The organism is Krasilnikovia sp. MM14-A1004 (genome assembly GCF_047159485.1).
In the GTDB taxonomy this organism is placed as follows: Bacteria; Actinomycetota; Actinomycetes; order Mycobacteriales; family Micromonosporaceae; genus Actinoplanes.
In genome coordinates, this window is sequence record NZ_AP038773.1 from 860,651 (window position 1) to 882,877 (window position 22,227).

At 71.4% G+C, this 22,227-nt stretch carries 22 protein-coding genes; 11 read left to right on the forward strand and 11 right to left on the reverse strand.

Annotated elements, in window-relative coordinates:
- Positions 1-14 precede the first annotated feature (14 nt).
- The 6 genes from ACMCNN_RS04130 to ACMCNN_RS04155 all read right to left on the reverse strand — a co-directional run bounded on the left by ACMCNN_RS04130 (position 15) and on the right by ACMCNN_RS04155 (position 6,389).
- The gene (locus tag ACMCNN_RS04130) at positions 15-2,129 is read right to left on the reverse strand and encodes an ATP-binding protein (protein WP_412744844.1); all 2,115 of its coding nucleotides are present in this window, start codon (positions 2,127-2,129) and stop codon (positions 15-17) included.
- Positions 2,129-2,512: a response regulator gene (locus ACMCNN_RS04135; protein ID WP_412744845.1), complete on the reverse strand. Its 384-nt coding sequence runs from the start codon at positions 2,510-2,512 to the stop codon at positions 2,129-2,131. The genes ACMCNN_RS04130 and ACMCNN_RS04135 overlap by 1 nt, the downstream gene beginning before the upstream one ends.
- Before the next feature lie 207 nt (positions 2,513-2,719).
- Positions 2,720-3,931: an ornithine--oxo-acid transaminase gene (gene rocD, locus ACMCNN_RS04140; RefSeq protein WP_412747045.1), complete on the reverse strand. Its 1,212-nt coding sequence runs from the start codon at positions 3,929-3,931 to the stop codon at positions 2,720-2,722.
- Between the two features lie 71 nt (positions 3,932-4,002).
- Complete coding sequence (gene ddaH, locus ACMCNN_RS04145) at positions 4,003-4,809, reverse strand: dimethylargininase (protein ID WP_412744846.1); 807 nt, start codon at positions 4,807-4,809, stop codon at positions 4,003-4,005.
- Between the two features lie 294 nt (positions 4,810-5,103).
- On the reverse strand, positions 5,104-5,670 hold the full coding sequence (locus ACMCNN_RS04150; RefSeq protein ID WP_412744847.1) for a hypothetical protein: 567 nt from the start codon (positions 5,668-5,670) through the stop codon (positions 5,104-5,106).
- 107 nt (positions 5,671-5,777) lie between these two features.
- Positions 5,778-6,389, reverse strand: a complete 612-nt coding sequence (locus ACMCNN_RS04155) for an ATP-dependent Clp protease proteolytic subunit (protein ID WP_412744848.1) — start codon at positions 6,387-6,389, stop codon at positions 5,778-5,780.
- Between the two features lie 159 nt (positions 6,390-6,548).
- Between ACMCNN_RS04155 and ACMCNN_RS04160 the strand changes: the two genes are divergently transcribed.
- Positions 6,549-7,472 (forward strand): Fpg/Nei family DNA glycosylase, encoded by a 924-nt coding sequence (locus tag ACMCNN_RS04160; RefSeq protein ID WP_412744849.1) that lies wholly within the window; start codon positions 6,549-6,551, stop codon positions 7,470-7,472.
- On the opposite strand, the gene ACMCNN_RS04165 is transcribed toward ACMCNN_RS04160, so the two are convergent.
- On the reverse strand, positions 7,357-9,120 hold the full coding sequence (locus ACMCNN_RS04165; RefSeq protein WP_412744850.1) for a polysaccharide deacetylase family protein: 1,764 nt from the start codon (positions 9,118-9,120) through the stop codon (positions 7,357-7,359). The genes ACMCNN_RS04160 and ACMCNN_RS04165 overlap by 116 nt on opposite strands.
- A 253-nt stretch (positions 9,121-9,373) precedes the next feature.
- On the opposite strand from ACMCNN_RS04165, the gene ACMCNN_RS04170 reads away from it, so the two are divergent.
- The 7 genes from ACMCNN_RS04170 (at position 9,374) to ACMCNN_RS04200 (ending at position 18,019) form a co-directional block, all read left to right on the forward strand.
- Entirely contained in the window at positions 9,374-10,798 is a 1,425-nt protein-coding gene (locus tag ACMCNN_RS04170; protein ID WP_412744851.1) for a carbohydrate-binding protein, read from the forward strand.
- Between the two features lie 173 nt (positions 10,799-10,971).
- Positions 10,972-12,240, forward strand: coding sequence for a chitinase (locus ACMCNN_RS04175; RefSeq protein WP_412744852.1), 1,269 nt, complete (start codon positions 10,972-10,974; stop codon positions 12,238-12,240).
- A gap of 108 nt (positions 12,241-12,348) precedes the next feature.
- Positions 12,349-13,455: a chitinase gene (locus ACMCNN_RS04180; RefSeq protein WP_412747046.1), complete on the forward strand. Its 1,107-nt coding sequence runs from the start codon at positions 12,349-12,351 to the stop codon at positions 13,453-13,455.
- 110 nt (positions 13,456-13,565) lie between these two features.
- Positions 13,566-15,212 (forward strand): alpha-amylase family protein, encoded by a 1,647-nt coding sequence (locus tag ACMCNN_RS04185; protein WP_412744853.1) that lies wholly within the window; start codon positions 13,566-13,568, stop codon positions 15,210-15,212.
- Positions 15,213-15,277: 65 nt separating this feature from the next.
- The gene (gene fabG / locus ACMCNN_RS04190; protein WP_412744854.1) at positions 15,278-16,048 is read left to right on the forward strand and encodes a 3-oxoacyl-ACP reductase FabG; all 771 of its coding nucleotides are present in this window, start codon (positions 15,278-15,280) and stop codon (positions 16,046-16,048) included.
- Between the two features lie 105 nt (positions 16,049-16,153).
- Positions 16,154-16,552: a hypothetical protein gene (locus tag ACMCNN_RS04195; protein ID WP_412744855.1), complete on the forward strand. Its 399-nt coding sequence runs from the start codon at positions 16,154-16,156 to the stop codon at positions 16,550-16,552.
- 6 nt (positions 16,553-16,558) lie between these two features.
- On the forward strand, positions 16,559-18,019 hold the full coding sequence (locus ACMCNN_RS04200; protein ID WP_412744856.1) for a glutathionylspermidine synthase family protein: 1,461 nt from the start codon (positions 16,559-16,561) through the stop codon (positions 18,017-18,019).
- 40 nt (positions 18,020-18,059) lie between these two features.
- Here ACMCNN_RS04200 and ACMCNN_RS04205 read toward each other — a convergent pair whose 3' ends face one another.
- Together ACMCNN_RS04205 and ACMCNN_RS04210 are read right to left on the reverse strand one after the other, a co-directional pair.
- The gene (locus ACMCNN_RS04205; protein ID WP_412747047.1) at positions 18,060-18,509 is read right to left on the reverse strand and encodes a hypothetical protein; all 450 of its coding nucleotides are present in this window, start codon (positions 18,507-18,509) and stop codon (positions 18,060-18,062) included.
- Positions 18,510-18,573: 64 nt separating this feature from the next.
- Complete coding sequence (locus ACMCNN_RS04210; RefSeq protein ID WP_412744857.1) at positions 18,574-18,939, reverse strand: hypothetical protein; 366 nt, start codon at positions 18,937-18,939, stop codon at positions 18,574-18,576.
- A gap of 76 nt (positions 18,940-19,015) precedes the next feature.
- On the opposite strand from ACMCNN_RS04210, the gene ACMCNN_RS04215 reads away from it, so the two are divergent.
- Together ACMCNN_RS04215 and ACMCNN_RS04220 are read left to right on the forward strand one after the other, a co-directional pair.
- Positions 19,016-19,921, forward strand: a complete 906-nt coding sequence (locus tag ACMCNN_RS04215; RefSeq protein ID WP_412744858.1) for a Gfo/Idh/MocA family protein — start codon at positions 19,016-19,018, stop codon at positions 19,919-19,921.
- A gap of 66 nt (positions 19,922-19,987) precedes the next feature.
- Positions 19,988-20,128, forward strand: coding sequence for a hypothetical protein (locus tag ACMCNN_RS04220; protein ID WP_412744859.1), 141 nt, complete (start codon positions 19,988-19,990; stop codon positions 20,126-20,128).
- A 70-nt stretch (positions 20,129-20,198) separates the two neighbouring features.
- On the opposite strand, the gene ACMCNN_RS04225 is transcribed toward ACMCNN_RS04220, so the two are convergent.
- Complete coding sequence (locus tag ACMCNN_RS04225) at positions 20,199-20,489, reverse strand: hypothetical protein (protein ID WP_412744860.1); 291 nt, start codon at positions 20,487-20,489, stop codon at positions 20,199-20,201.
- Positions 20,490-20,805: 316 nt separating this feature from the next.
- Between ACMCNN_RS04225 and ACMCNN_RS04230 the strand changes: the two genes are divergently transcribed.
- Complete coding sequence (locus ACMCNN_RS04230) at positions 20,806-21,144, forward strand: hypothetical protein (RefSeq protein ID WP_412744861.1); 339 nt, start codon at positions 20,806-20,808, stop codon at positions 21,142-21,144.
- A 47-nt stretch (positions 21,145-21,191) separates the two neighbouring features.
- Here ACMCNN_RS04230 and ACMCNN_RS04235 read toward each other — a convergent pair whose 3' ends face one another.
- Positions 21,192-22,190, reverse strand: coding sequence for an AraC family transcriptional regulator (locus ACMCNN_RS04235; RefSeq protein WP_412744862.1), 999 nt, complete (start codon positions 22,188-22,190; stop codon positions 21,192-21,194).
- Positions 22,191-22,227: the final 37 nt, after the last annotated feature.

Here is a 22,227-nt window from a genome sequence, read left to right on the forward strand (position 1 = left end):
CGCCCGGCCTCCGGTCAGTTGCTGCTGGCCAGGACCATTCCGGCTGACAGGGACCGTGCTGGTCGCCGGTCGCGTGGGAGGTCATGGGCCGGTGCGGTGCGCGTCGCGGCGGGCAGGGTGAAGGTGAAACGGGTGCCACCGCCGGGGTTGTCGGTGGCCGTGATGGTGCCGCCGTGGCGCTCGACTGTGCGTTTGCAGATGGCCAGGCCGAGGCCGGTACCGGCGTAGCTCTGGCCGCGGTGGGCGCGGTGGAACGTGTCGAAGATGGCGTCGTGGTGGCCGGCGGGGATGCCGATGCCGTTGTCGGCGATCGTGATCGCCACCGTGTCGTCCCGGCTGCTGGTGGTGACGCTGATGTGCGGGGTCACACCGGCGGCGGTGTACTTGACCGCGTTGCTGACCAGGTTGTCCAGCAGTTGCCGCAGCAGCACCGGGTCGGCGTCGACCGGGTCCAGATCGCCGACCGTGAACGTGGGCGTGGGCGTGTCGGCGGCCATCGCGGTGTCGATGCGCGCGTCGGCGACGTCCGTGACCAGCGCGTGCAGGTCGACCGTGGCCAGGGTGACGGCCGCGTCGCGGGCGGTGGTGTAGGCGAGCAGGTCGTTGACCAGCCCACGCATGCGGGCCGCGGCGCGTTCGACCCGGGCCAGACCGGCGCGGGCCGCGGCCAGGTTCGGGTGCTCGGGTACCTCCGCGAGTGCGTCCTCGACGGTCTCGGTCCAGCCCTCGACCGTGGTCAGCGGGTTGAGCAGGTCGTGGGCGACGACTCCGGCGAAGCTGGTGAGCTCGTCGCGGTGGCGGGTTTCGGCGGTGATGTCGCGGAGCAGCACCACGGAGCTGTTCAGGGCGCCGTTCGGGTCGATCATCGGGGTGGCGGTGTAGCGGACGATCCGGTCGTGCGGCAGATTGGAGTTGCGCACGATCAGGTCCACGCTGTGACGCCGGCCGTCCGCGGAGACTCTGCGCCATGGCAGATCGTCGTCGGCGGCCGGGCTGCCGTCGAGGTGCCGCAACCCGTAGAAGGTGCACGCGTCGGTGACCTCGGGCGACCGGATCCGGCCCAGCAGTGACTCGACGGCGGGGTTGTGCATGGTCAGGCGGCCGTCGCGGTCGTGGACAGCCACACCGTCAGCGGCCGAGTTGACGATCGCGTTCATCAGCTGCGCCTGACGAGACGCCTGTTCCTTCTCGTCGGCCAGTTCGGCGGTCAGCGCGGCGCGTTCGTCGCGGCCCAGCGCCAGGGCCAGACCGACGATGGTGACCGTGGCGATGTACACCTGTCCGATCAGCACGGCGCGGTCCGGCGATCCGAGGTGCGCGAACGGGCCGTACCCGTGCAGCGTGCACACGGCCGTGACGACGGCGACACCCAGGTTGTAGGCCATCACGTACGTGGTGGACAGCCGGACCGCGGCCCACACGGTCAGCGCGATCAGCGGGAACACCATCGACACGCCCGGCGCGGTCATGACGAAGCCGTACCCGGCCAGCGCGCACAGCGTGACCGATGTGTACTCGGCGGCGCGGGCACCGGTCACGGCGCGCACGGCGCGACTCCATCCGGCAGCCACCGACCCGTACCGGGCCCGGTGCGCTGCCGCGACCGCCTGCAGGTGCAGCGCGCAGGCAGCGAAGAGCAGCATGTTCCCGGCGTCGCAGAAGAACCAGATCGCCCCCGTCGGCCCCGGCGGCGCACCGGTGGCCAGCCAGAGGCCCGCGACGCCCGCCACGGCCCCCGCCGCGGCGGCACCGGCGGCCACCGGCAGCAGTATCCACAGGTCCCGCAGCCGCGGGGCGCCGCCGTCACGCCCCCGGTATCCGAGGGACAGCAACCACCGGAACACACCGACCTGCACCAGCCCGACCACGGCGCACACCGCGGCGACCGCCGCGCCGGAACCCACGGCCAGGTTGACGGCCACGATCACCACCACCAGAGCGACCGGGTCGGCCCAACGCACCCGGGCCCCGCGCTGCGCGACGAACCACGCCACCGCGATCCCGGCCGCCGGCCACACCACGTGTACGCAGCAGTGCGGGGCCATCGCCACCCGGCTCCCGATCTCCATGACCAGGAACAACCCGGCGAACCCGGCCGTGCGCAGCAACGATGCTGGGACGCTCTGCATCAGCGCTCACTCCCGACGCCCGCCGCACCAGCCGCCAGATGCTGCACCGCGGTGCACAACTGCCTGCGGGTGAACGGCTTCGGCAGGACACCCCCGCCGGCGTCCCGCATGCGCTCCTGATGCCGGCCATCCCACAGGACCGTCACGAACAGCGCGGGCAGTCCGGGGTCACGCTCCCGCAACCGGCCCAGCAGCTCGACCCCGTCGGTGCCGGGCATGTCAACATCCAGCACCACGGCCTGCGGCAGGCCATCACGGTCCACCGCTGCCAGGGCCCCCTCGGCGCTGCCGGCGGCGAGCACCTCGTGCCCATCCGCCTGCAGCCAACACGCCAGCAGGTCACGAATGTCGATCTCGTCGTCAACCACCAGAACGTGCACCATGCACCCCCGCGTTCTCCTGCCACGACCGGGGGGATATCAAGAATCGCAGGCCACCGTACGCCGTACCGGTGCCCGCCGGGTGACAGATAGGTAGCAGGGGCAACCCCGGCCTCACCGAGAGGCAGGGTCAAGGGCAGCCACCGACCCGGACACGACAGGAGCCCCCGACGCGCCGTTGAGTCGGGGGCTCCTGTCGTATCGGGAACGTCAGGACGCGGCGGCCTCGGTGAGTACTGCTTCCAGCTGGGCCAGCGCGTGGTCCAGGTCCGCCTCGGTGACCACCAGCGGCGGTGCCAGCCGGACCGTCGAACCGTGGGTGTCCTTGGCCAGCACACCGCGGGCCATGAGGCGCTCGGACACCTGCCGGCCGGTCGCCAGCGCCGGGTCGATGTCCACCCCGGCCCACAGGCCGCGCCCGCGTACCGCCACGACGCCGTGCCCGATCAGCTTGTTCAGGCCCGCGTGCAGCCGCTCGCCCAGCTCGGCGGAGCGCTGCTGGAACTCGCCGGTCTGCAGCAGCTTGACCACGGCGGCGCCGACCGCGCAGGCCAGCGGGTTGCCGCCGAAGGTGGAGCCGTGCTCACCCGGGCGCAGCACCCCCAGGATCTCCCGGTTGGCCGCGACCGCGGAGACGGGGACGATGCCGCCGCCCAGCGCCTTGCCGAGCAGGTACATGTCCGGCACGACACCCTCGTGCTCGATCGCGAAGGTACGGCCCGTGCGGCCCAGCCCGGACTGGATCTCGTCCGCGGCGAACAGCACGTTGTGCTCGTCGCACAGGGCACGCACCCCGGCCAGGTAGCCCGCCGGGGGCACCAGCACCCCGGCCTCGCCCTGGATCGGCTCCAGCAGCACCATGACGGTGTTCTCGTCGATGGCGGCCGCGATCGCGTCCAGGTCCCCGTACGGAACGACAGTGAAGCCCGGGGTGTACGGCCCGAAGTCGTTACGGGCGTCCGGGTCGGTGGAGAAGCTGATGATGGTGGTGGTACGGCCGTGGAAGTTGTTCTCGGCGACCACGATGTTCGCCTTCTCCGCGGCGACGCCCTTGACCCGGTAGCCCCAGGCGCGGCTCACCTTGATGGCGGTCTCCACGGCCTCGGCGCCGGTGTTCATCGGCAGGACCATGTCCTTGCCGCACAGCTGCGCCAGCGACTGGCAGAACTCGGCGAACTGGTCGTGCACGAACGCGCGGCTGGTCAGCGTGAGCTTGTCCAGCTGGGCGTGCGCCGCGGCGATCAGGTCGCGGTTGCTGTGGCCGAAGTTCAGCGCCGAGTAGCCGGAGAGGAAGTCCAGGTACCGGCGCCCGTCGACGTCGGTCACCCAGGCACCGTCGGCCTCGGCGATCACCACGGGCAGCGGGTGGTAGTTATGTGCCGTCCAGCGCTCGGCTTCCTCCAGCGCGGCGGGAGTACGCATCGGCTGAGTCGCCTCAGCCGTGCCCTCCCGGCCCTCGCTCCGCTCGGTGCGGTCGGTCACGGCGTGAGTCGTCATCCTCGGACCTCCAGGGTGCAGCACTTCGGGCCGCCGCCGGCCTTACGAAGCTCGGAGACGTCGACGCCCACGGTCTCGTACCCGCGCTCACGCAGGGCGGCGTTCAGGGCGGTGGCCTGCACGGGCAAGACAACGGTACGGCCGTCGCTGACCGCGTTGAGGCCCAACACGGCAGCATCCTCGGGAGTCGCGATGACTGCGTTCGGGAACAGCTGGCGCAGCACCGCCCGGGAGCCGGCCGAGAAGGCCGACGGCAGGTACGCGACGTTGTCCCTGTCGAGCACGCACAGCGCCGTGTCGAGGTGGTAGTACGCCGGGTCGACCAGCTGCAGGGTGATCACCGGGCGGCCGAAGACCTCCTGGGTCTGGGCGTGCGCGGCGTGCGAGGTACGGAAGCCGGTGCCGGCCAGCAGCACGTCCCCGGCGAGCAGGATGTCGCCTTCGCCCTCGTTGGTGTACTTCGAGTCGTGCACCTCGAAGCCGTTGGCCGCGAACCACGCCGCGTACGCGGGACCCTCGTCGGCCCGCTCCGCGTCCCGGAACTGCACAGCCAGCACCTTGCCGTCGACCACGGTGGCACCGTTCGCGGCGAAGACCATGTCCGGCAGCCCGGGCAGCGGGTCGATCAGGTCGACCGTGTGGCCCAGGTCCAGGAACGTTTGCCGCAGGTTCTCCCACTGGCTGACCGCGAGGGCGTTGTCGTACGGCGCGCTCGGGTCCATCCACGGGTTGATGCGGTAGGTCACGGCGAAGTGCGTGGGCCGGCACATCAGATACCGGCGACGGGTGGCAGTGGGGGTCATGCCGAAACGCTATGCGTGAAGTGCCTGCGTATGCCCCTGTGCAACCATGCGCACAGCGACGGATCGTTGCGTCATCGCCGCGGCCGACGGTGATTCGTTGCGCGGTGCCCGGACGCGCGTCCGGGGGCGGTGTGCGAGACACCACCCCCGGACGACGATGCGGTGTGCGCGCCGGTCGGCGGCTTCCGCGCTGCCCGGCGCACCGCCGGAGCGTTTCGGGGCGGGGCGGCTGACGGCCGCCCCGGTTCCGATTCGCCGACCGCGCACCGCGGCCGGCGATCGGTCAGTACCCGGTCAGAACCGGTTCGCAAACTGTGCGTCGAGCCACTCGCGGAGGTTCGTCGCCGGCTGCGTGTCAGTGCCGAGCCAGGGCAGGGAACCGGTCAGGGCCAGGACGCCGACGACGATCGCGCCGAGCGCCACACACATGCCGATCAGCGCGTCGGTCTTGCCCGCGACGTGCCGCTTGCCGGTGGCGGAGAAGCCGGCCAGCGACAGTACGAGCGCCAGCGCGGCCAGCCCGATGCCGTAGCCGACCAGCGGCCCGGAGAGCACCAGCAGAGCGGAGGTGACGGCGGCGATCAGGCCGAGGGTCGCCAGCAGGCTGGCCCGCGGCTTGGGTACGGCGGTGACCGGGCCGCGGACGGCCTGATCCGGCTCGGCCGATCCCAGCCCGGTCCGGGCACCGGGGCGGTCGGCAACGGTTCGGTCCGTGACGGGGCGGTCGCCGCGCTGGCGTACCACGGTCGGTGTCTCGTCGGCGGGGACGTCGCGGTTCGCGCGGGCCGGGGCGGCGACGCCGCCACGGGCCTCGTCTTCGGTGGTCGGGTGCGGATGGCGGGAGAACGTGGGGATCTTCACGGGGGCACCTCCTGTCGGTGGGGATGCCTGCGCTACTACCCGGTTGCCGCGCCGCGCACACGCGAGGGCGCGTGGGGTGCCCGACCCCACGCGCCCGTTCGTGCTGATCAGGCCAGGGACGGCAGCGACGAGGGCACGTCCGAGGACCGGGTGATGACGTGGTCGATGAGCCCGTACGCCTGGGCCTCCGGCGCGGTGAACCAGCGGTCGCGGTCGGAGTCCCGCTCGATCTCCTCCGGGGTGTGGCCGGTGTGGAAGGCGATCCGCTCGTTCATGACCTGCTTGATGTGCAGCATGCTCTCGGCCTGGATGGCGATGTCGGCCGCGGTGCCGCCGATGCCGCCGGAGAGCTGGTGCATCATGATCCGCGAGTGCGGCAGCGCGAACCGCTTGCCGGCGGTGCCCGCGCAGAGCAGGAACTGGCCCATCGAGGCCGCCATGCCCATGGCGATCGTGGCGACGTCGTTCTTGATGTACTGCATCGTGTCGTAGACGGCCATGCCCGCGCTGATCGACCCGCCCGGCGAGTTGATGTACAGGGCGATGTCCTTCTCGCTGTTATCCGACGCCAGCAGCAGGAGCTGGGCGCAGATGCGGTTGGTCACCTCGTCGTTGACCTCGCTGCCGAGGAAGATGATCCGCTCGCGGAGCAGCCGCTCGAAGACCTGGTCGTCGAAGGATGCGCCACCAGCCCGCATCGCGATCTCGTCAACACTCATGGGCCAACCCTCTCACCTCGCGTCCGGATGTGTTCCAGCCTCCCCCGTACCGGCGCGCCGTCCCAGCGATTCCCCTGACGGCGAAACCGCTGTGGGCGTAATCGCGGGGCATGGACGGCTGTCGGCGGCGCTTTCCCCGGGTGGGTACCGTGGCTCCTCGTGCCAGAGGGACACACCATTCACCGCCTTGCCGCCCACCATCGCGAGCTGTTCGCCGGACGCGCGGTCACCGTCGAGAGCCCGCAGGGCCGGTTCGCCGCCGGGGCCGCTCTGCTGACCGGCCGCACCGTCGTCGACACCGAGGCGTACGGCAAGCACCTGCTGCATCACTACGCCGACGACCGCAGCCTGCACGTCCACCTGGGACTCTACGGCCGGTTCAGCGACGGGGAGCTGCCCGCGCCCCCGCCGGTGGGGCAGGTGCGGATGCGGATGACCACCGCGACACACTGGCTGGACCTGCGCGGACCGACCGCCTGCGAGGTGCTGGACCCGGGCCAGCTGGCGGCCCTGCGGGCGCGGCTGGGCCAGGATCCGCTGCGCGCCGACGCCGACCCGGAGGCCGCGTACGCGCGGGTCCGCGCCAGCACCAAGCCGATCTTCGCGCTGCTGCTCGACCAGGCGATCGTGGCGGGCTGCGGCCTGATCTACGCCAACGAGGTGCTGTTCCGGGCGGGGCTCGCGCCCACCACGCCCGGTATCCGGGTCGACGCCGCGACGTGGGCGTCGCTGTGGGCGGATCTGTGCGGCCTGATGGCCGAGGGGGTGGCCCGCGGCCGGATCGACACGGTGCACACCGCGCACACCCCCGAGGCGATGCGGCGCCCGCCGCGGGTCGACCGGCACGGCGGCGAGGTGTACGTCTACCGCCGCCCCGGCCAGCCGTGTCTAGTCTGCGGCACCGAGGTGGCCCGCGGGCCGCTGGCCGGGCGCAATCTCTACTGGTGCCCGGCCTGCCAGCCGGAGGCTACGGCTGGACCGGCTGCTCGTCCGGTGCGTCGGCCGGCGGCGCGGCGGCGGGCGGAGCGGACGGCGCCGGATCGGCCGGGGTGGACTCCGTCGGAGTCGGCGCCGGCTGGGTAGGTTCGGTCGGCTCGGGCTGCGGGCCGGTGGGCAGGCCCAGCCGGAAGTTCTTGGTGAGCCACGGCAGCAGCCGCTCGTACGCCTCGATCGTGTCGGGCTGGCTGAAGTCGTGGGAGAGCACGATGGATCCGGGCCGTACCGCGTGCTTGATGCCGTCGACCACCTTGTCGACGTGCGCGGCGTCGCCCTCGCCCGGCGGGTGTTCCCAATCGCGCGGGTCGACCTCCCAGTAGAGCGAGGTCATGTCGTCGGTCGCGGCGACGCGCACCAGCCGGTCGGTGAAGTTGCCGCCGGGCGCCCGGAAGTACGGAATCTCGGCGCCGGGCACCGCCGCCCGGATGGCCTCGTTGGTGCGTTCCAGGTCGGCCTGGATCTGGGCGGGCTTGGCCTTGCCGATGGTCAGGCTGTGATTCCACGTGTGGTTGCACAGGGTGTGCCCGGCGGCCACGATGTCCCGCACGATCTCGGGGTGCTTCTGCACCTGGGTGCCGACGAGGCAGAACGTCGCCTTGATGTCGTGCTGGGCCAGCAGGTCGAGCAGCTTCGGCGTCTGCACCGGGTCGGGGCCGTCGTCGAACGTGAGCGCGACAGCGCTGGACCCCGTCGTGCGCAGCGAGTGCGCCGGGCCGGAGCCCTTGGGCAGCGCGGCGGGGATGTCGGTGGCCGAGCCGTCGGTGGAAGCGGTCGGCGCGGAGGCGGTGGGTTGCGGGGCGCTCTGCTTGTCCGCGTCCTGCTGGTCGGTGCGCCCGTCGCCGTTGTCGGCCTCGCCGTTCTGGTGGCCGGAGGTGGACGCGTGGCGGGGCGCCTTGCCGGTGGACTTGCCGGCGCGGTGCTGGGCGGCGATCGCCTGCTCGGCCGCGTTGACCGCGTCGACGCGCTGCTGGTGCTGCTGGACCGGGATGGCGACCAGCATCAGGCCCGCCGCGACCAGTGAGGCCAGCAGCGCCTGCTGACGGTGCCGGCCGATCAGCAGCCACGACTCGATGGGCAGGGTGCCGGGCGCCCGGTGCGCGCCGGTGGCCGGTGGCTTGTCGCCCGGGTCGAGGGCCCAGGCGCGCATCGCGCCGGCCATGCGCCGGGCCGCGGGCAGCCCGTCCGCGACGGCGTCACGGACCGACGGCAGGGCTCGTACGGTGATGGCCGGCGACCGCGTCTCGGCCGGCGCCATGTGCCGCCCGGTGGTGGCGGCGCCGGTCGACGAGCGACGGGTGCGCCGCTGTGCTCGGGGCTGTCCTTCGGCGCGGTGTCCCGCGCGGGTGTCGTCGGCCCGCCGCCGTCCGCCACCCTCGGCCGCCGTCCGGTGCCGGTCCGTGCCGTCCGTGGACGTCCAGTTCTGGCCGGTGTCCGTGGAGGTCCAGTTCTGGCCGGTGTCCGTTGAGGTCCAGTGCCGCTCGCTGCGGCTCGCCGTCTCACCCGTCCAGTGGCGCTGGGCCGGGTGCGTCGCCGCGCTCTCCGGTGAGCGTCCCGCCTGGCCGGTCCAGTGGCGTTCGGTGATGTGGTCCGTGTCGGTGGGCACCGTGCTGCGGCGCAGGTCAGACGGGCTGCCGAGCGATCGCGGGCGCCGGTGTCGTCCGCCCGGGGGCGGCGACGATCCGGCGACGCCCGGTCCATCGACCGGCGTCTGCTCGTCAGGGGTCTGCCACGGCACCCGTCATACCTACCCCCTGATGATCGCGAGCGCGATACCAGTCGAGTGACCGCATCTTCACCCACCGTGGATCTCCGCAGGTCACGCGCCTGTGTGGCCGCTGTGGAAGGTCGGCGCGCCGCTCCGCGTCGGCGAGGCGCCGATGATCAATCGGCGGTGATGCATATTGACAAGCTCCTGTAACAAGCCGTTAACTTCTGCGGAGAGCGCTCTCTCGAAGACTCTCGCACGCCTTCCCCGAAAGGTCATCCCCATGAATCCACCCGCACACCGCACCCGGCCCCGCCGGGGCAGGCGGCTGTTCGCCGTGGCCGCCACGCTGGCCGCGGTCGCCGCCTCCACGACCTTCGTGCTCGACGCCGAGGCCGCGGTGCCCGGCGCCCCGTCCGGCATGAGCCTGGTGTTCAGCGACGACTTCACCGGAGCGGCCGGTACCGGACTCAACCGCTCGGACTGGCTCTACGACATCGGCACGTCCTACCCCGGTGGCGCCGCGAATTGGGGCACCGGCGAGATCGAGACGATGACCGACTCCACCCAGAACGTCTTCCAGGACGGCAACGGCAATCTGGCCATCAAGCCGATCCGCGACGGCAACGGCAAGTGGACCTCCGGCCGGGTGGAGACGCAGCGTACGGACTTCGCCGCCCCGGCCGGTGGCAAGGTGCGCATCGAGGCCCGCCTGCAGCAGCCGAACGTCAGCGGCGCGGCGGCCGCGGGCTACTGGCCCGCGTTCTGGACGATGGGGGAGGGCGCGCGGCCGGTGGGCGCGACGAACTGGCCCAGCATCGGCGAGTGGGACATCATGGAGGACATCAACGGGCGCTCCAGCGTCTTCGGCGCCCTCCACTGTGGCGTCAACCCGGGTGGCCCCTGCAACGAGACCGTCGGCAAGTCCAGCGGCGAGCACGCCTGCGCGGGCTGCCAGACCGGCTTCCACACGTACGCGGTCGAGTACGACCGCAGCACCTCGCCCGAGACGCTGAGCTGGTACCTCGACGGGCAGCAGTACTTCAGCGTCAACTCCAGCGAGATGGACGCCACGACCTGGAACAACGCCACCCACCACGGCGTGTTCGTCATCCTGAACGTGGCCATCGGTGGCGGCTTCCCCGACGCGTTCGGCGGCGGACCCACCGCGTCGACCCAGTCCGGCGCGGCGATGCTGGTCGACTACGTGGCGGTCTGGCAGTCCGGCGGCGGCACCACCACGACGCCGCCCACCACCTCGCCGACCACGACCCCGCCGACCACCACCCCGCCCGGCGGCACCCGGGACGCGTACGCGTTGACCGAGGCCGAGTCGTTCAACGCCTCGAACGGGGTGGCGGCCGAGGCGTGCCTCGAGGGTGGCCAGGACGTCGCGTCCGTCGGCAACGGCGACTGGCTGCAGTACGACAACGTGGACTTCGGCGCGGGCGGCGTGCGCGACTTCGTCGCGCGGGTGGCCTCGGGTGCCGCGAGCGGCGTCAGCGGTCTGGTGGAGGTCCGTCTCGACAGCCGCAGCAACGCGCCGATCGGCAGCTTCGCGGTGGCCAACACCGGCGGCTGGCAGAGCTGGCGCTCGGTACCCGGCAACGTCGCGAACGTGACAGGCAAGCACACCGTGTTCCTGACCTTCGCCAGCGGCCAGCCGGCCGACTTTGTGAACGTCAATTGGTTCCAATTCCGCAGGTAGTGACTTTGTTCAATGCTTGAACCGGGAGGCCGGGAGCGCTGCCAGCGCTTTCGGCCTCCGATTTGTTCACATCGGTCTTAAGTCAAAGTTAAGTAACGACCTCTGGACGGGGACTGTTAACAGTCCTAATAATTTGGCCGTCCCCCCACGACATCCCCCATGGAGAGTCGGCCATGCAACGCTCCAGGTCCGTCATCCTCGCCACCATCGCCGCGCTGGCCGCGGCGTCCACCACATACCTCGCCGGGTCCGCGTCCGCGGCGTCCGCCTGCGCTCCCGCGTGGAACCCGGCCACCGTCTACGTCAACGGCGACAGCGCCTCGGCCGCCGGGCACAACTACACCGCCAAGTGGTGGACCCAGAACGAGAGCCCGCAGACCCACAGCGGGCAGTGGGACGTCTGGGCCGACAAAGGCGCCTGCGACGGCGGCACGACACCGACCACGCCGCCCACCACCACGCCGCCCGCCACCGTGCCGACCACCGGCCCGACCACCACACCGCCGACGACGACGCCGCCGGCCACTGGCCCGAGCACCGGCGCGCTCCCGGCCCACCTGCTCACCGGGTACTGGCAGAACTTCGACAACCCGGCCAACGAGATCAAGCTGGCCGCGGTGCCGTCCAGCTACGACCTGGTCGCGGTGGCCTTCGCGGACGCGACAGGCACGCCCGGGGCGGTCTCGTTCAGCATCGACCCCGGCCTGTCCGCCAGCGTCGGCGGCTACACCAACGAGCAGTTCAAGGCCGACGTCGCGACCCTGCACGCGCGCGGCAGGAAGGTCGTCATCTCGGTCGGCGGCGAGAAGGGCTCGGTCAGCGTCGGCGACGCGGCGGCCGCCACCAACTTCGCCAACTCCGTGTACGGGCTCATCCAGACGTACGGCTTCGACGGCGTCGACATCGACCTGGAGAACGGGCTCAACCCGACCTACATGGCCAGCGCCCTGCGCAGCCTGCACGCGAAGGTCGGCAACGGGTTGATCATCACGATGGCCCCGCAGACCATCGACATGCAGAGCCCGCAGAGCTCGTATTTCAAGCTGGCGCTGGACATCAAGGACATCCTCACCGTCGTCCACACCCAGTACTACAACTCCGGCGCGATGCTCGGCTGCGACAACAACGCGGCGTACTCGCAGGGCACGGTGAACTTCCTCGTCGCCCTCGCCTGCATCCAGCTGCAGAACGGCCTGCGCCCCGATCAGGTGGCGCTCGGTCTGCCCGCGACCACCAGCGCGGCCGGCGGCGGCTACGTCTCGCCGTCGGTGGTCAACCAGGCGCTCGACTGCCTGGCCCGCGGCACGAACTGCGGAACGTTCCGGCCCCCGGCCACGTATCCCGGCATTCGGGGCGCGATGACCTGGTCGGTCAACTGGGACGTCACCGCGGGCGGCGGCTTCGCCAACACGGTCCAGCCGCACCTGTCCACCCTCCCCTGATCCACCCGCCCCCACCCCACCCCCACAGGAGTACCCGTGAAACCCACCAAGAGGTTCGTGGCCATCGGCGGCGTGCTGCTCGCCGGCCTGGCCGCCGCCATCCTGCCGATGACCGCCTCCAACGCGGCCGCCGCCTGCGCCCCGGCCTGGTCCTCGACCGCCGTCTACGTCAAGGACAACCAGGCCTCCCAGAACAACCACAACTACACAGCGAAGTGGTGGACGCAGAACGAGAGCCCCGCCACCCACAGCGGCCAGTGGGACGTCTGGATCGACAACGGCGCCTGCGGCGGCACCACCGACCCGACCACCCCGCCGCCCTCCGACCCGCCGCCCGGCGGCACCAAGATGGCGGCCGCGCCGTACCTCTTCCCCGGCTGGGGTAACCCGCCCGCGCCGTCCACGGTGGTCAATGCGACCGGCATCAAGTCGTTCACCATGGCGTTCGTGCTGGCCAACGGCTGCAACCCGGCGTGGGACGGTGAGAGCGGTCTCACCGGCGGCGTGCACGAGAGCTACATCAGCGCGATGAAGGCGGCGGGCGCGACGGTCGTCCCGTCCATCGGTGGTTGGCAGGGCAACAAGCTGGGCCCGAACTGCCCGACCCCCGACGCGCTCGCGGGTGCCTACCAGAAGGTGATCAACACCTTCGGGCTCAAGGCGATCGACATCGACATCGAGAACACGGACGAGTTCGAGAACACGGTCGTCCAGGACCGCATCCTCGACGCGCTGAAGATCATCAAGGCGAACAACCCGTCCGTGAAGACGATCCTCACGTTCGGCACCTCGACCACCGGGCCGACCTACTACGGCACCCGGCTGGTCCAGCAGGCCAAGGCGAAGAACGCGGGCATCGACATCTTCACCCAGATGCCGTTCGACTTCGGCGGCGGCGCGGACATGTACGCGGCCACCGTGGGCGCCTCCGAGGGCCTGAAGAACCTGCTCAAGACGACGTTCGGCTACAGCGACGCCCAGGCGTACGCGCACATGGGCATCTCCGGCATGAACGGCCTGTCCGACCAGCAGGAGGTCACCTCGCCCGACACCTGGACCAGGATCCGCGACTACGCCAAGAGCAAGGGCCTCGCCCGGTTCAGCTTCTGGGGTGTCAACCGCGACCGCGGCTGCCCCGGCGGCGGCGTGGTCTCCAACTGCAGCGGTATCGCCCAGTCCGACTGGGAGTTCACCAGGATCAGCGCCGGGTTCTGACCCCGCACACGCGCGCGTCCGCGGCTCGTTCGGCGAACCGCGGACGCGCGTCGGGGTGACCGCACGGTCCCGGCGTTTCGCGGCGGGGCCGTGCGGACAATGGATAACCCATGAGCGACAGGTGGTATGAGCAGGCGGTCGTCTACTGCCTCGACATCGACACGTTCGCCGACTCGGACGGCGACGGCTGCGGTGACATCCGGGGCCTGATCGGACGCCTCGACTACCTGGCCCGGCTCGGCGTGACCTGCCTGTGGCTGAATCCGATCCACCCGTCCCCGCAACGCGACGACGGCTACGACGTGACCGACTTCTACAACGTCGACCCGCGCTTCGGCACGCTCGGCGACTTCGCGGAACTGTTGCACCAGGCGGGCAACCGGGGCATCAAGGTCATCATCGATCTGGTCGTGAACCACACCTCCGACCAGCATCCGTGGTTCCGGTCCGCCCGATCGTCGCCCGATTCGCCGTACCGTGACTGGTATGTGTGGTCGGCGACCGCCCCGCCGGACCGCAAGCAGGGCATGGTCTTCCCCGGCGAGCAGACCGACACGTGGACCTACGACCGGACCGCGAAACTCTGGTATTACCACCGGTTCTACCGGTTCCAGCCGGACCTGGACATCACGCATCCGGACGTGCGCGAGGAGATCAAGAAGATCTGCGCGTTCTGGCTCCAGCTCGGCGTCGCGGGATTCCGGATGGACGCGGTGCCGTTCATCATCGAGCAGACCGAGCCGGGTAATCCGGACCCGCCGCGTGACCTCGACTTCCTCACCGATCTGCGCCGCCACGTCCAGTGGCGCCGGGGCGACGCCGTCCTGCTGGCCGAGGCGAACGTCGAGCCGGACCAGCTCAAGGAGTACTTCGGCGACGGGGGCGGATCGGCGAACCGGATCCACATGCTGTTCGACTTCATGCTCAACGGCCGGCTCATGCTGGCGCTGGCCCGCCGAGATCCGGAGCCGATCATCGACGCGCTCCGGGACACCCCGGCGCTGCCCCCGGGCGCGCAGTGGGCGACGTTCCTGCGCAACCACGACGAGGTCGACCTGTCCCGGCTCACCGCCGACCAGCGCGCCGACGTGTTCGCGGAGTTCGGCCCCGAGGAGACCATGCAGCTGTACGGCCGCGGCATCCGTCGCCGCCTGGCGCCGATGCTGGGCGGCGACCGCCGCCGCCTGGAACTGGCGTACGCGCTGCAGTTCAGCCTCCGCGGCACCCCGGTCCTGCGGTACGGCGAGGAGATCGGCATGGGCGACGACCTGTCACTGGAGGGCCGCGATGCGCTGCGCACCCCGATGCAGTGGTCGCCGCTGGACAACGGCGGCTTCTCCACCGCACCCGCCGGCGAGCTGATCCGCCCGGTGGTGACGGACGGCGCCTACGGCTACCGCACGGTCAACGTCACCGCCCAGCGGCACGACCCGACCTCGCTGCTGAGCTGGTTCGAACGGATGATCCGCACGTTGCGGGAGGCGCCCGAGATCGGCAGCGGGGCGTGCACGTACGTCGACCTGCCCGCACCGCCCGGCGTGCTGGTGCACCGCGCCACCGACGTCACCGGGACCATGCTGTTGCTGCACAACCTCGGCGACTCGGACGGCACGGCGGACCTGAGCGCCCTCGCGGGCGAGGCCGAGTACCCCAACGACGTGCTCGCCGACCGGGACTACCCGCCGCCCGACGGCCTCGACGCGGTGGCCCTCGCCGGATACGGCTACCGCTGGATCCGGCTCAACCGCCGCCCGTGACAACCGCCGCCCGTACGCCTCGGTTAGGCTCGGCCGTCGATCCGAGATCACGCCCGGAGGCCGCAATGACGCAGTCCGACCAGCCCACCCGCCGCGTAGCCATCGTCACCGGTGCCGCTCGCGGCATCGGCGAGGCCACCGCCCGCAGGCTCGCCGCCGACGGCATGGCCGTGGCGGTCGTCGACCTCGACGAGGCCGCCTGCGCGAACGCCGTCACCGCCATCCACGACGCGGGCGGCACCGCTCTGGCCGTCGGCGCCGACGTCGCGGACCCGACCGCCGTGGCCGCGGCGGTCGAGCGGACGGTCGCCGAGCTGGGCCCACCGACCGTACTGGTCAACAACGCCGGTGTGCTGCGCGACAACCTGCTGTTCAAGATGAGCGAGGACGACTGGGAGACCGTCATGGCGGTCCACCTGCGCGGCGCGTTCCTGTTCAGCCGGGCGGTGCAGAAGCACATGGTCGACGCCGGCTGGGGCCGCATCATCAGCCTCTCCAGCACCTCCGCCCTCGGCAACCGCGGCCAGGCGAACTACGCCGCGGCCAAGGCGGGCATCCAGGGCCTGACGAAGACGCTCGCGATCGAGCTGGGCCGCTTCGGGATCACCGCGAACGCGGTGGCGCCGGGCTTCATCGTCACCGACATGACCGCGGCCACCGCGGCCCGGGTGGGGATGAGCTTCGATGACTTCGAGAAGGCGGCGATCAGTCAGATTCCCGTCGGCCGGCCGGGTCGCCCCGAGGACGTCGCGCACACCGTATCCTTCCTGGCCAGCGAGGGCGCGGGATTCGTGTCCGGGCAGGTCGTGTACGTAGCAGGCGGGCCGCGCTGCTGATCCGCCGGTTGCTCACGACCGTTACAGAGCCGGTTGCTCACGACCGTTACAAAGAAGTGAGCCGGCCGTGAACCAGGGGTGGAGCGACAGACGGTGAACCGACGGATGACCTCCCGCAGCGTGTCGCTGACCGGGACGTTCCTGCTGCTGGCCGCGGGCGGCCTCGCCGCCTGCGACAGCGGCGACGACTACCAGGACGAGGGCTTCTACTGCGCCGACGCCAACGGCGTCATCGTCGACGAGGACTACTGCGACGACGATGACAACTACCACCCGGGGGCGGGGTTCTTCATCTGGCACTCCAGCGGGTACCGCTCCGGTTACCCGATCGGCTCCAAGCTGCCCGCGGGCGGCAGCAAGTTCGGGTACAAGGATTCGGCGGCCCGGATGGCCTACGGCCTGCCGCCCACCGGCAAGATCGGCAACGGGACGATCAAGACCAGCGTGGTGGGCAAGGGCGGCGCAGCCAGCGGCAGCCGCTCGTCCGGCAAGTCGGGCGGCTGACCCGGCGTGCGGCGGATTCCGTACGGCCCGGTCCGGGACGGGTGGCGGCTGACCAACTTCAGCCTGGGACTGACGTACAACGACACTGAGCTGCCCGACGGGACGATGCAGTCGTACTGGCAGGAGGGGCCGTACTACGACTTCACAGAGGCCGAGATCGAGGAGCTGGAGACCGCCACCACGGTCCTGCACGCCATGTGCATGGAGGCCGGGGACTGGATGGTCAAACAGTGCCCCCGGCACACCCGCCAGGGGCGCCGCGACGGCTACCTCGCGTCGATCTGCAGCCCGCAGAGCTGCTTCCTCGCCAAGATCGGCATCCCGGAGTTCGCCCACGAGCAGATCATCCGGACCTGGTTCGACGGCGACGCCGAGACCTGGACGCACGAGGACAAGGATCTCGACAACCGCTTCCCGCCGCAGACCCCCGACTTCTCGCCGAGCGTCTACGGCCGCCTCGACCTCTGGTACCACGGCGCCGGGTCGACGCCGCGCCTGCTGGAGTTCAACGCGCAGACCCCGACCTCGCTGGTCGAGGCCGCGGTCATCCAGTGGCACTGGGCCGACCAGACCAACCTGACGAAGCACCCGTGGCGGCAGTGGAACTCGATCCACGACCGCCTGGTCGGCTGGGAGGCCGCCGACGGCGAGCCCGCCAACCCCGGCGCGTGGCGGCGCAACATGGCCAAGCTGCGCGAGGCACGGCCGTGGATGGCAGAGAAACCCAAGATCTTCTTTGCGTACGAGACGTCCGAGACCTCCGGCGAGGACCGGATGAACGTGGCGTACCTGATGGCCACCGCCGAGGAGGCGGGCTTCGGAGTCGAGCTGATCGCGATGAGCCAGATCGGCTGGGACGTCGCGGGCGACCGGGTGGTGTTCGTGCCGAGCCCCGGCCAGGAGCACAAGGCCCAGCCCATCGACGTGATCTTCATGCTGTACCCGTGGGAGTGGTTCTGGAACGAGGAGGGCGGCAAGGCGTTCTTCCGGAACATGGCCAACCCCGCCAAGTGGGGCACGGTGTGGATCGAACCGCCGTACACCGCCGCGCTGTTGGGCAACAAGGCGCTGCTGCCGGTGCTGTGGAAGCTGTTCGGCGACGACCCGGAGCGCGGGAAGTACCTGCTGCCCGCGTACTTCGCCGAGTCGTCGTCGGCGGCGAAGCTCACCTCGTACGCGAAAAAGCCGGTCTGGGGTCGTGAGGGCGGCTCGGTGACCCTGGTGAAGGACGGCACGGTGCTCACCGACAACCCGTCCGAGTACGGCGCGGACGGCCGCTACGTGGTGCAGGAGCTGCTGGAGCTGCCGTCGTTCGACGGCCTGGAGGGCACCGTGCACCCGGTGATCGGCTCCTGGCTGATCGACGGCGAACCGGCCGGCATGGGCATCCGCGAGGGTCTCGGCACCGAGGGCCTGGTCACCAAGGACCAGTGCAACTTCGTCCCGCACACGGTCGGCGCGGACTGACGATCTTGATGAGTTCGGGTCAGCTCCTGACCCGAACTCGTCAACTTTCGGCGCGCGGGCGGTTGCGCCACAGCCAGTAGAGGCCGACCACCGGCAGCACCAGCGGGACGTAGCCGTATCCCTGGCCGAAGCCGGACCACACCGTCTCGTCCGGGAACGCGGCCGAGTCGGCCAGGCTCAGCGTGCCGATCACGAGTACCCCGACCAGCTCCACCGAGCAGCTGCACCACGCGATGATCCGCCCCCGGTGCCCGCCGATGGCCAGCCCGACGGTGGCCGCGATGTACACCACGGCGGCCAGCGCCGACAGCAGGTACGCCAGCGGCGCCTCGGAGAACTTCGTGGCGATCTGCACGCCCGCGCGGGCGCTCGCGGCCACCGCGAAGATCAGGTACACGGTCAGCAGGACGCGGCCGGGGCCGCTGCCCAGCGCCGCGTCCTTCGGCCGGGTCCGCTGCGCCTCCGTCGGCTGCGCCGTGCTCGGTTCCACTGCCCGATCCTCCTCTGCGGGGGTCTGCTGCTGCGGCTCGGGTGCGGGCTGTTCCCGCGCGGGCTCAGCCACCGGTGACCGCCGCGAGCTGCTCCAGGCGCAGCACCAGGACCGGCAGCACCAGGGCGATCACCGCGAGGATCACGTTGCCGGCGCGGGTCGGCTCCATCCGGGCCAGCACCACACCGGTCGGCGCGAACGCGATCGTGGTGATCAGATACCCGATGAAGGTCGCGGTCTCCTTCGGCCGGCTGCCGTCGAACAGGCCCACCACGGCGAGCACGACCAGCACCGTCACCAGCACGCCCAGGGCGGCCATCGCGTACAGGTCGAACCGGCTGGGCGGCTTGTTGAGGGCGGCGCGGGCCAGATACCAGAGCGCCAGAGCGAGCGAGACGACGATCGTCGCCACCGACAGAGGACCGTTCACGCGGCACAGCGTACTGATCAGGGTGGGCGTGTTAGCTTCGGCCAGGGCGTGCATTCGCGGCGAAAGGGGCGCGGCGGTGAGGTTCGGACTCTGCGGAACGGGCCCATGGGCGCATCTCGCCCACGCGCCGGCACTCGCGACCCACGACGGCGTCGAATTCGTCGGCGTCTGGGGGCGCAACGAGGTCAAGGCCACGGCGCTGGCCGAGTCCTACGGCGCCCTCGCGTACGGGACCGTCGACGAGCTGATCGCGGACGTCGACGCCATCGCGGTGGCCCTGCCACCCGACGTGCAGGCGCCGATCGCGCTCACCGCCGCGCAGGCCGGCCGGCACCTGCTGCTGGACAAGCCGGTGGCGTTCAGCCCCGCCGTGGCCGACGAGATCGCCGCTGTGGTGACAGAGCACAAGCTCGCCTCGGCTGTCTTCTTCACCCGGCGGTTCATGCCGCAGCTGGCCGAGTTCGTGGAGCGCGCGGTCGCCACCGGCGGCTGGCTGGCGGCCCGGGTCGACCACCTCGGCTCCATCTACGCCGAGGGCAACCCGTTCGGCGCGTCGCCGTGGCGGCGGGAGAGCGGCGGCCTGTGGGACGTGGGCCCGCACGCGGTCGCGCTCGTGCTGCCGGTGCTCGGCCCGGTCACCGAGGTCACCGCGATGGTCGGCGCCCGGGACATGACGCACGCCCTGCTGCGGCACGCCGGGGGCGGAATCAGCACGCTGGCCCTCTCCGTCGACGCGCCACCGGCGGCGGCCCGGGAGGAGGCCGTGTTCGCCGGGGAGGCGGGCGTGGCGAACGTGCCCGAACTGCCCTGGGAGCCGGTCGCGGCGCTGAAGATCGCGCTGGACGGGCTGCTGGCCGCCGCGGCGGGCGGGCCCCAGCTCGGCCTGGACGTCCGGTTCGGCGCCACGGTGACCGCGATCCTCGCCGCGGCCGAGGAGTCGGCCCGGACCGGCCGCACGATCGCCCTGCCCCCGGCCATCTGAGCCGGCCGGTGGACCGACCCGGCGCCCGTGGCGCCACGCGCACGACGCGCTGTCGCGGGGGGTCGGATGCCCGGACGGCCGCAGCGGGGCGCCGCACCACCGATCCGGCACTGCGCGATGCCCGACTCGCCCTTCCAGGGCGCCGACCGCGCCGAATCCGCCGGTCAGCCGTTGATCGGGCGTGAGGAACGGGTGCCGCTCACCTGAACCGCCGCGCGGGGCCGCGGTGGGCGGTCGCGCGGGACCTTTCCGGGCGGCCGGCGGACGGCGCGGACGGTCAGGGCACGGTGCGTTCGATGGCGGCGGCGCCGTCGCGTTCCAGCTCCCGGCGGGCCCGCTCGATGTTCTCCGGTGTCGGGTCGCGGCCCTGTGCGGTCGCCAGGTCCACCGGGTCCCAGGGCTGGTCGGCCCCCGTACGGATATGTGGTTCGGTGGTCGGTGCCAGGAACGCGGGAGTGTCCGCGTCGGGTCCGCCGCCGGTCATGAACGCGCCGACCGCGGCGTCGTCCGCCACGGCGTCGGCGACCTGCTCCGACTCCTCCAGGGGAGGCCGGTTGGATTCGGTCATGGCTCCTCCATGCGGATCGCTGGTGCTTCCTACTCCGCTGCAGTACCCACCTATCGGGTGGACCCTACGACACCATGGGTGGGGGCGGTGCGGAAACGGACGATCAGTCAGCAGCGAATCGAAGTGAGCGTGATTCGGACAACGCTAACGCGTGCAACGGATGGACGGTTAGTAGCCGGGCGAATACATTTTCCGCTTGTCACGTGTGAAGTACTCCGGGGATCGCTCGGGTGCCGACGGCCGTGCGCCGGCGGCGACGGTACCGGCACGTGCGGCGAGGGGAACGACACATGAGCGCATGCAGGGATGTGCCGCAGTGAGCAGCCTGCCCGATGCGGAACGCGACGCCAGCGAGGTCGTCCGGGCGCTGGCAGGTCTCGCTGCCCTGATCAGGCGGTACGGAATCGAGCCCGGCGACGAGGCCGGGCTGCTGCTGACCCTGGCCGAGGACGGCGGAGCGGCCGCGGAACGTGTCCTGGCGTACCTGCAGGCACTGCGCGGTCCCGGTGACGGGGTGGCCGCGGTGGTGCCGCCGACGATCGGTCCCTGGCGGGAGTGGGTGCCGCCGCGCGGTCACCTGTTCGGCGCACGCGACGGGCTGACCCGGCCCGACGGGGTGCCCAACCAGCCCCGCCGCAGCGATCCCGGGGAGTAACCCGTACGGGTGAAATCGGCGATCCGCCGCCCACCTTTTGTGGTCCGTTAACCGGCCGCCCGCAAGGTGACCGACGGCGGTTCGCCGAACCGTGCCCGGTACGCGGAGGCGAACCGGCCGAGGTGCGCGAAGCCCCAGCGGTGCGCCACGGCGGCCACGGTCACCCGGGTGTGGTCCGCCACCCGCAGCGCTTCCCGGGCCCGGTCCAGCCGGACCCGCTGCAGGTACGCCATCGGCGCGCAGCCGACGTGCCGGCGGAACCCCTCCTGCAACGAGCGGACGCTCACCTGGGCCACGGCCGCGAGGTCGGCGACGCTGAACGGCCGTCGCGGATCCGCGTGGATCGCCTCCAGCGCGCGCCGGATCGCGCGGGGCGGCCCGGCGGGCGCGGGGGCGGTCAGCTCGGCGAGGTAGCGGTGCGGCGCCGACAGCAGCAGGCCGCTCAGCAGGCTGTGCCGCAGCTGCTCGGCGATCAGCGGCTGCAACATCAGGCTGCCCGGATGGGCCAGCTCGTCGCGGAGGAGGTGCACGAGCCGGCGCCAGGTCAGGCGCGGCCCGTCGGACAGGTCCAGCGTGGGCGGCAGGTCGACCGGCCCCTCGATCGAGCGGCCGAGCAGCGAGGACAGTTCTTCCTCCAGGGCGGCCCGTTCGATCTTGATGTCCAGCTCCTCCATGGGCGGCCCGTCGCGCAGCACGAAGGCCCGGCCGGTCGGCCCGAACACCGCCGCGGTGGAGGGCCCGGCGAGGTATTCGCGGCCCGCCTGACGGATCCGTACGCGGCCGCGGGCGGGCAGGGTCACGTGGTAGGCGTCCAGCTCGGCGGAGGCCACCACGGGCGCCGCGAGGCGGAACTGCGCGACCGTGATCGGTCCGAGTTGGATCATCTCGGCGGATGCCTGGAACCGTTTCGACCCGTCGGGCAGCTCCACCACGGCCGGGTAGAAGAAGCGGTTCAGCACCGAGCAGAACTCGTCGGGGTCCTGGCTGCTGAAGCGGACGACGTCAAGCGTTGCGGGGGAACTCGGCCGAGGCCGTGCATCAGTCATCGTGTCGAGCGCCTAGCCGCATACGGTGAGTATTCGG

Bases quoted from the DNA above. Each gene is read 5' to 3' on its own strand.
- ACMCNN_RS04235 (WP_412744862.1), bottom strand. From the start codon at position 22,190: ATGACTGATGCACGGCCTCGGCCGAGTTCCCCCGCAACGCTTGACGTC.
- ACMCNN_RS04220 (WP_412744859.1), top strand. From the start codon at position 19,988: ATGCCCGGACGGCCGCAGCGGGGCGCCGCACCACCGATCCGGCACTGC.
- ACMCNN_RS04225 (WP_412744860.1), bottom strand. From the start codon at position 20,489: ATGACCGAATCCAACCGGCCTCCCCTGGAGGAGTCGGAGCAGGTCGCC.
- ACMCNN_RS04170 (WP_412744851.1), top strand. From the start codon at position 9,374: ATGAATCCACCCGCACACCGCACCCGGCCCCGCCGGGGCAGGCGGCTG.
- ACMCNN_RS04195 (WP_412744855.1), top strand. From the start codon at position 16,154: ATGACCTCCCGCAGCGTGTCGCTGACCGGGACGTTCCTGCTGCTGGCC.
- ACMCNN_RS04155 (WP_412744848.1), bottom strand. From the start codon at position 6,389: ATGAGTGTTGACGAGATCGCGATGCGGGCTGGTGGCGCATCCTTCGAC.
- fabG (WP_412744854.1), top strand. From the start codon at position 15,278: ATGACGCAGTCCGACCAGCCCACCCGCCGCGTAGCCATCGTCACCGGT.
- ACMCNN_RS04175 (WP_412744852.1), top strand. From the start codon at position 10,972: ATGCAACGCTCCAGGTCCGTCATCCTCGCCACCATCGCCGCGCTGGCC.
- ACMCNN_RS04135 (WP_412744845.1), bottom strand. From the start codon at position 2,512: ATGGTGCACGTTCTGGTGGTTGACGACGAGATCGACATTCGTGACCTG.
- ddaH (WP_412744846.1), bottom strand. From the start codon at position 4,809: ATGACCCCCACTGCCACCCGTCGCCGGTATCTGATGTGCCGGCCCACG.
- ACMCNN_RS04185 (WP_412744853.1), top strand. From the start codon at position 13,566: ATGAGCGACAGGTGGTATGAGCAGGCGGTCGTCTACTGCCTCGACATC.
- rocD (WP_412747045.1), bottom strand. From the start codon at position 3,931: ATGCGTACTCCCGCCGCGCTGGAGGAAGCCGAGCGCTGGACGGCACAT.
- ACMCNN_RS04130 (WP_412744844.1), bottom strand. From the start codon at position 2,129: ATGCAGAGCGTCCCAGCATCGTTGCTGCGCACGGCCGGGTTCGCCGGG.
- ACMCNN_RS04180 (WP_412747046.1), top strand. From the start codon at position 12,349: ATGACCGCCTCCAACGCGGCCGCCGCCTGCGCCCCGGCCTGGTCCTCG.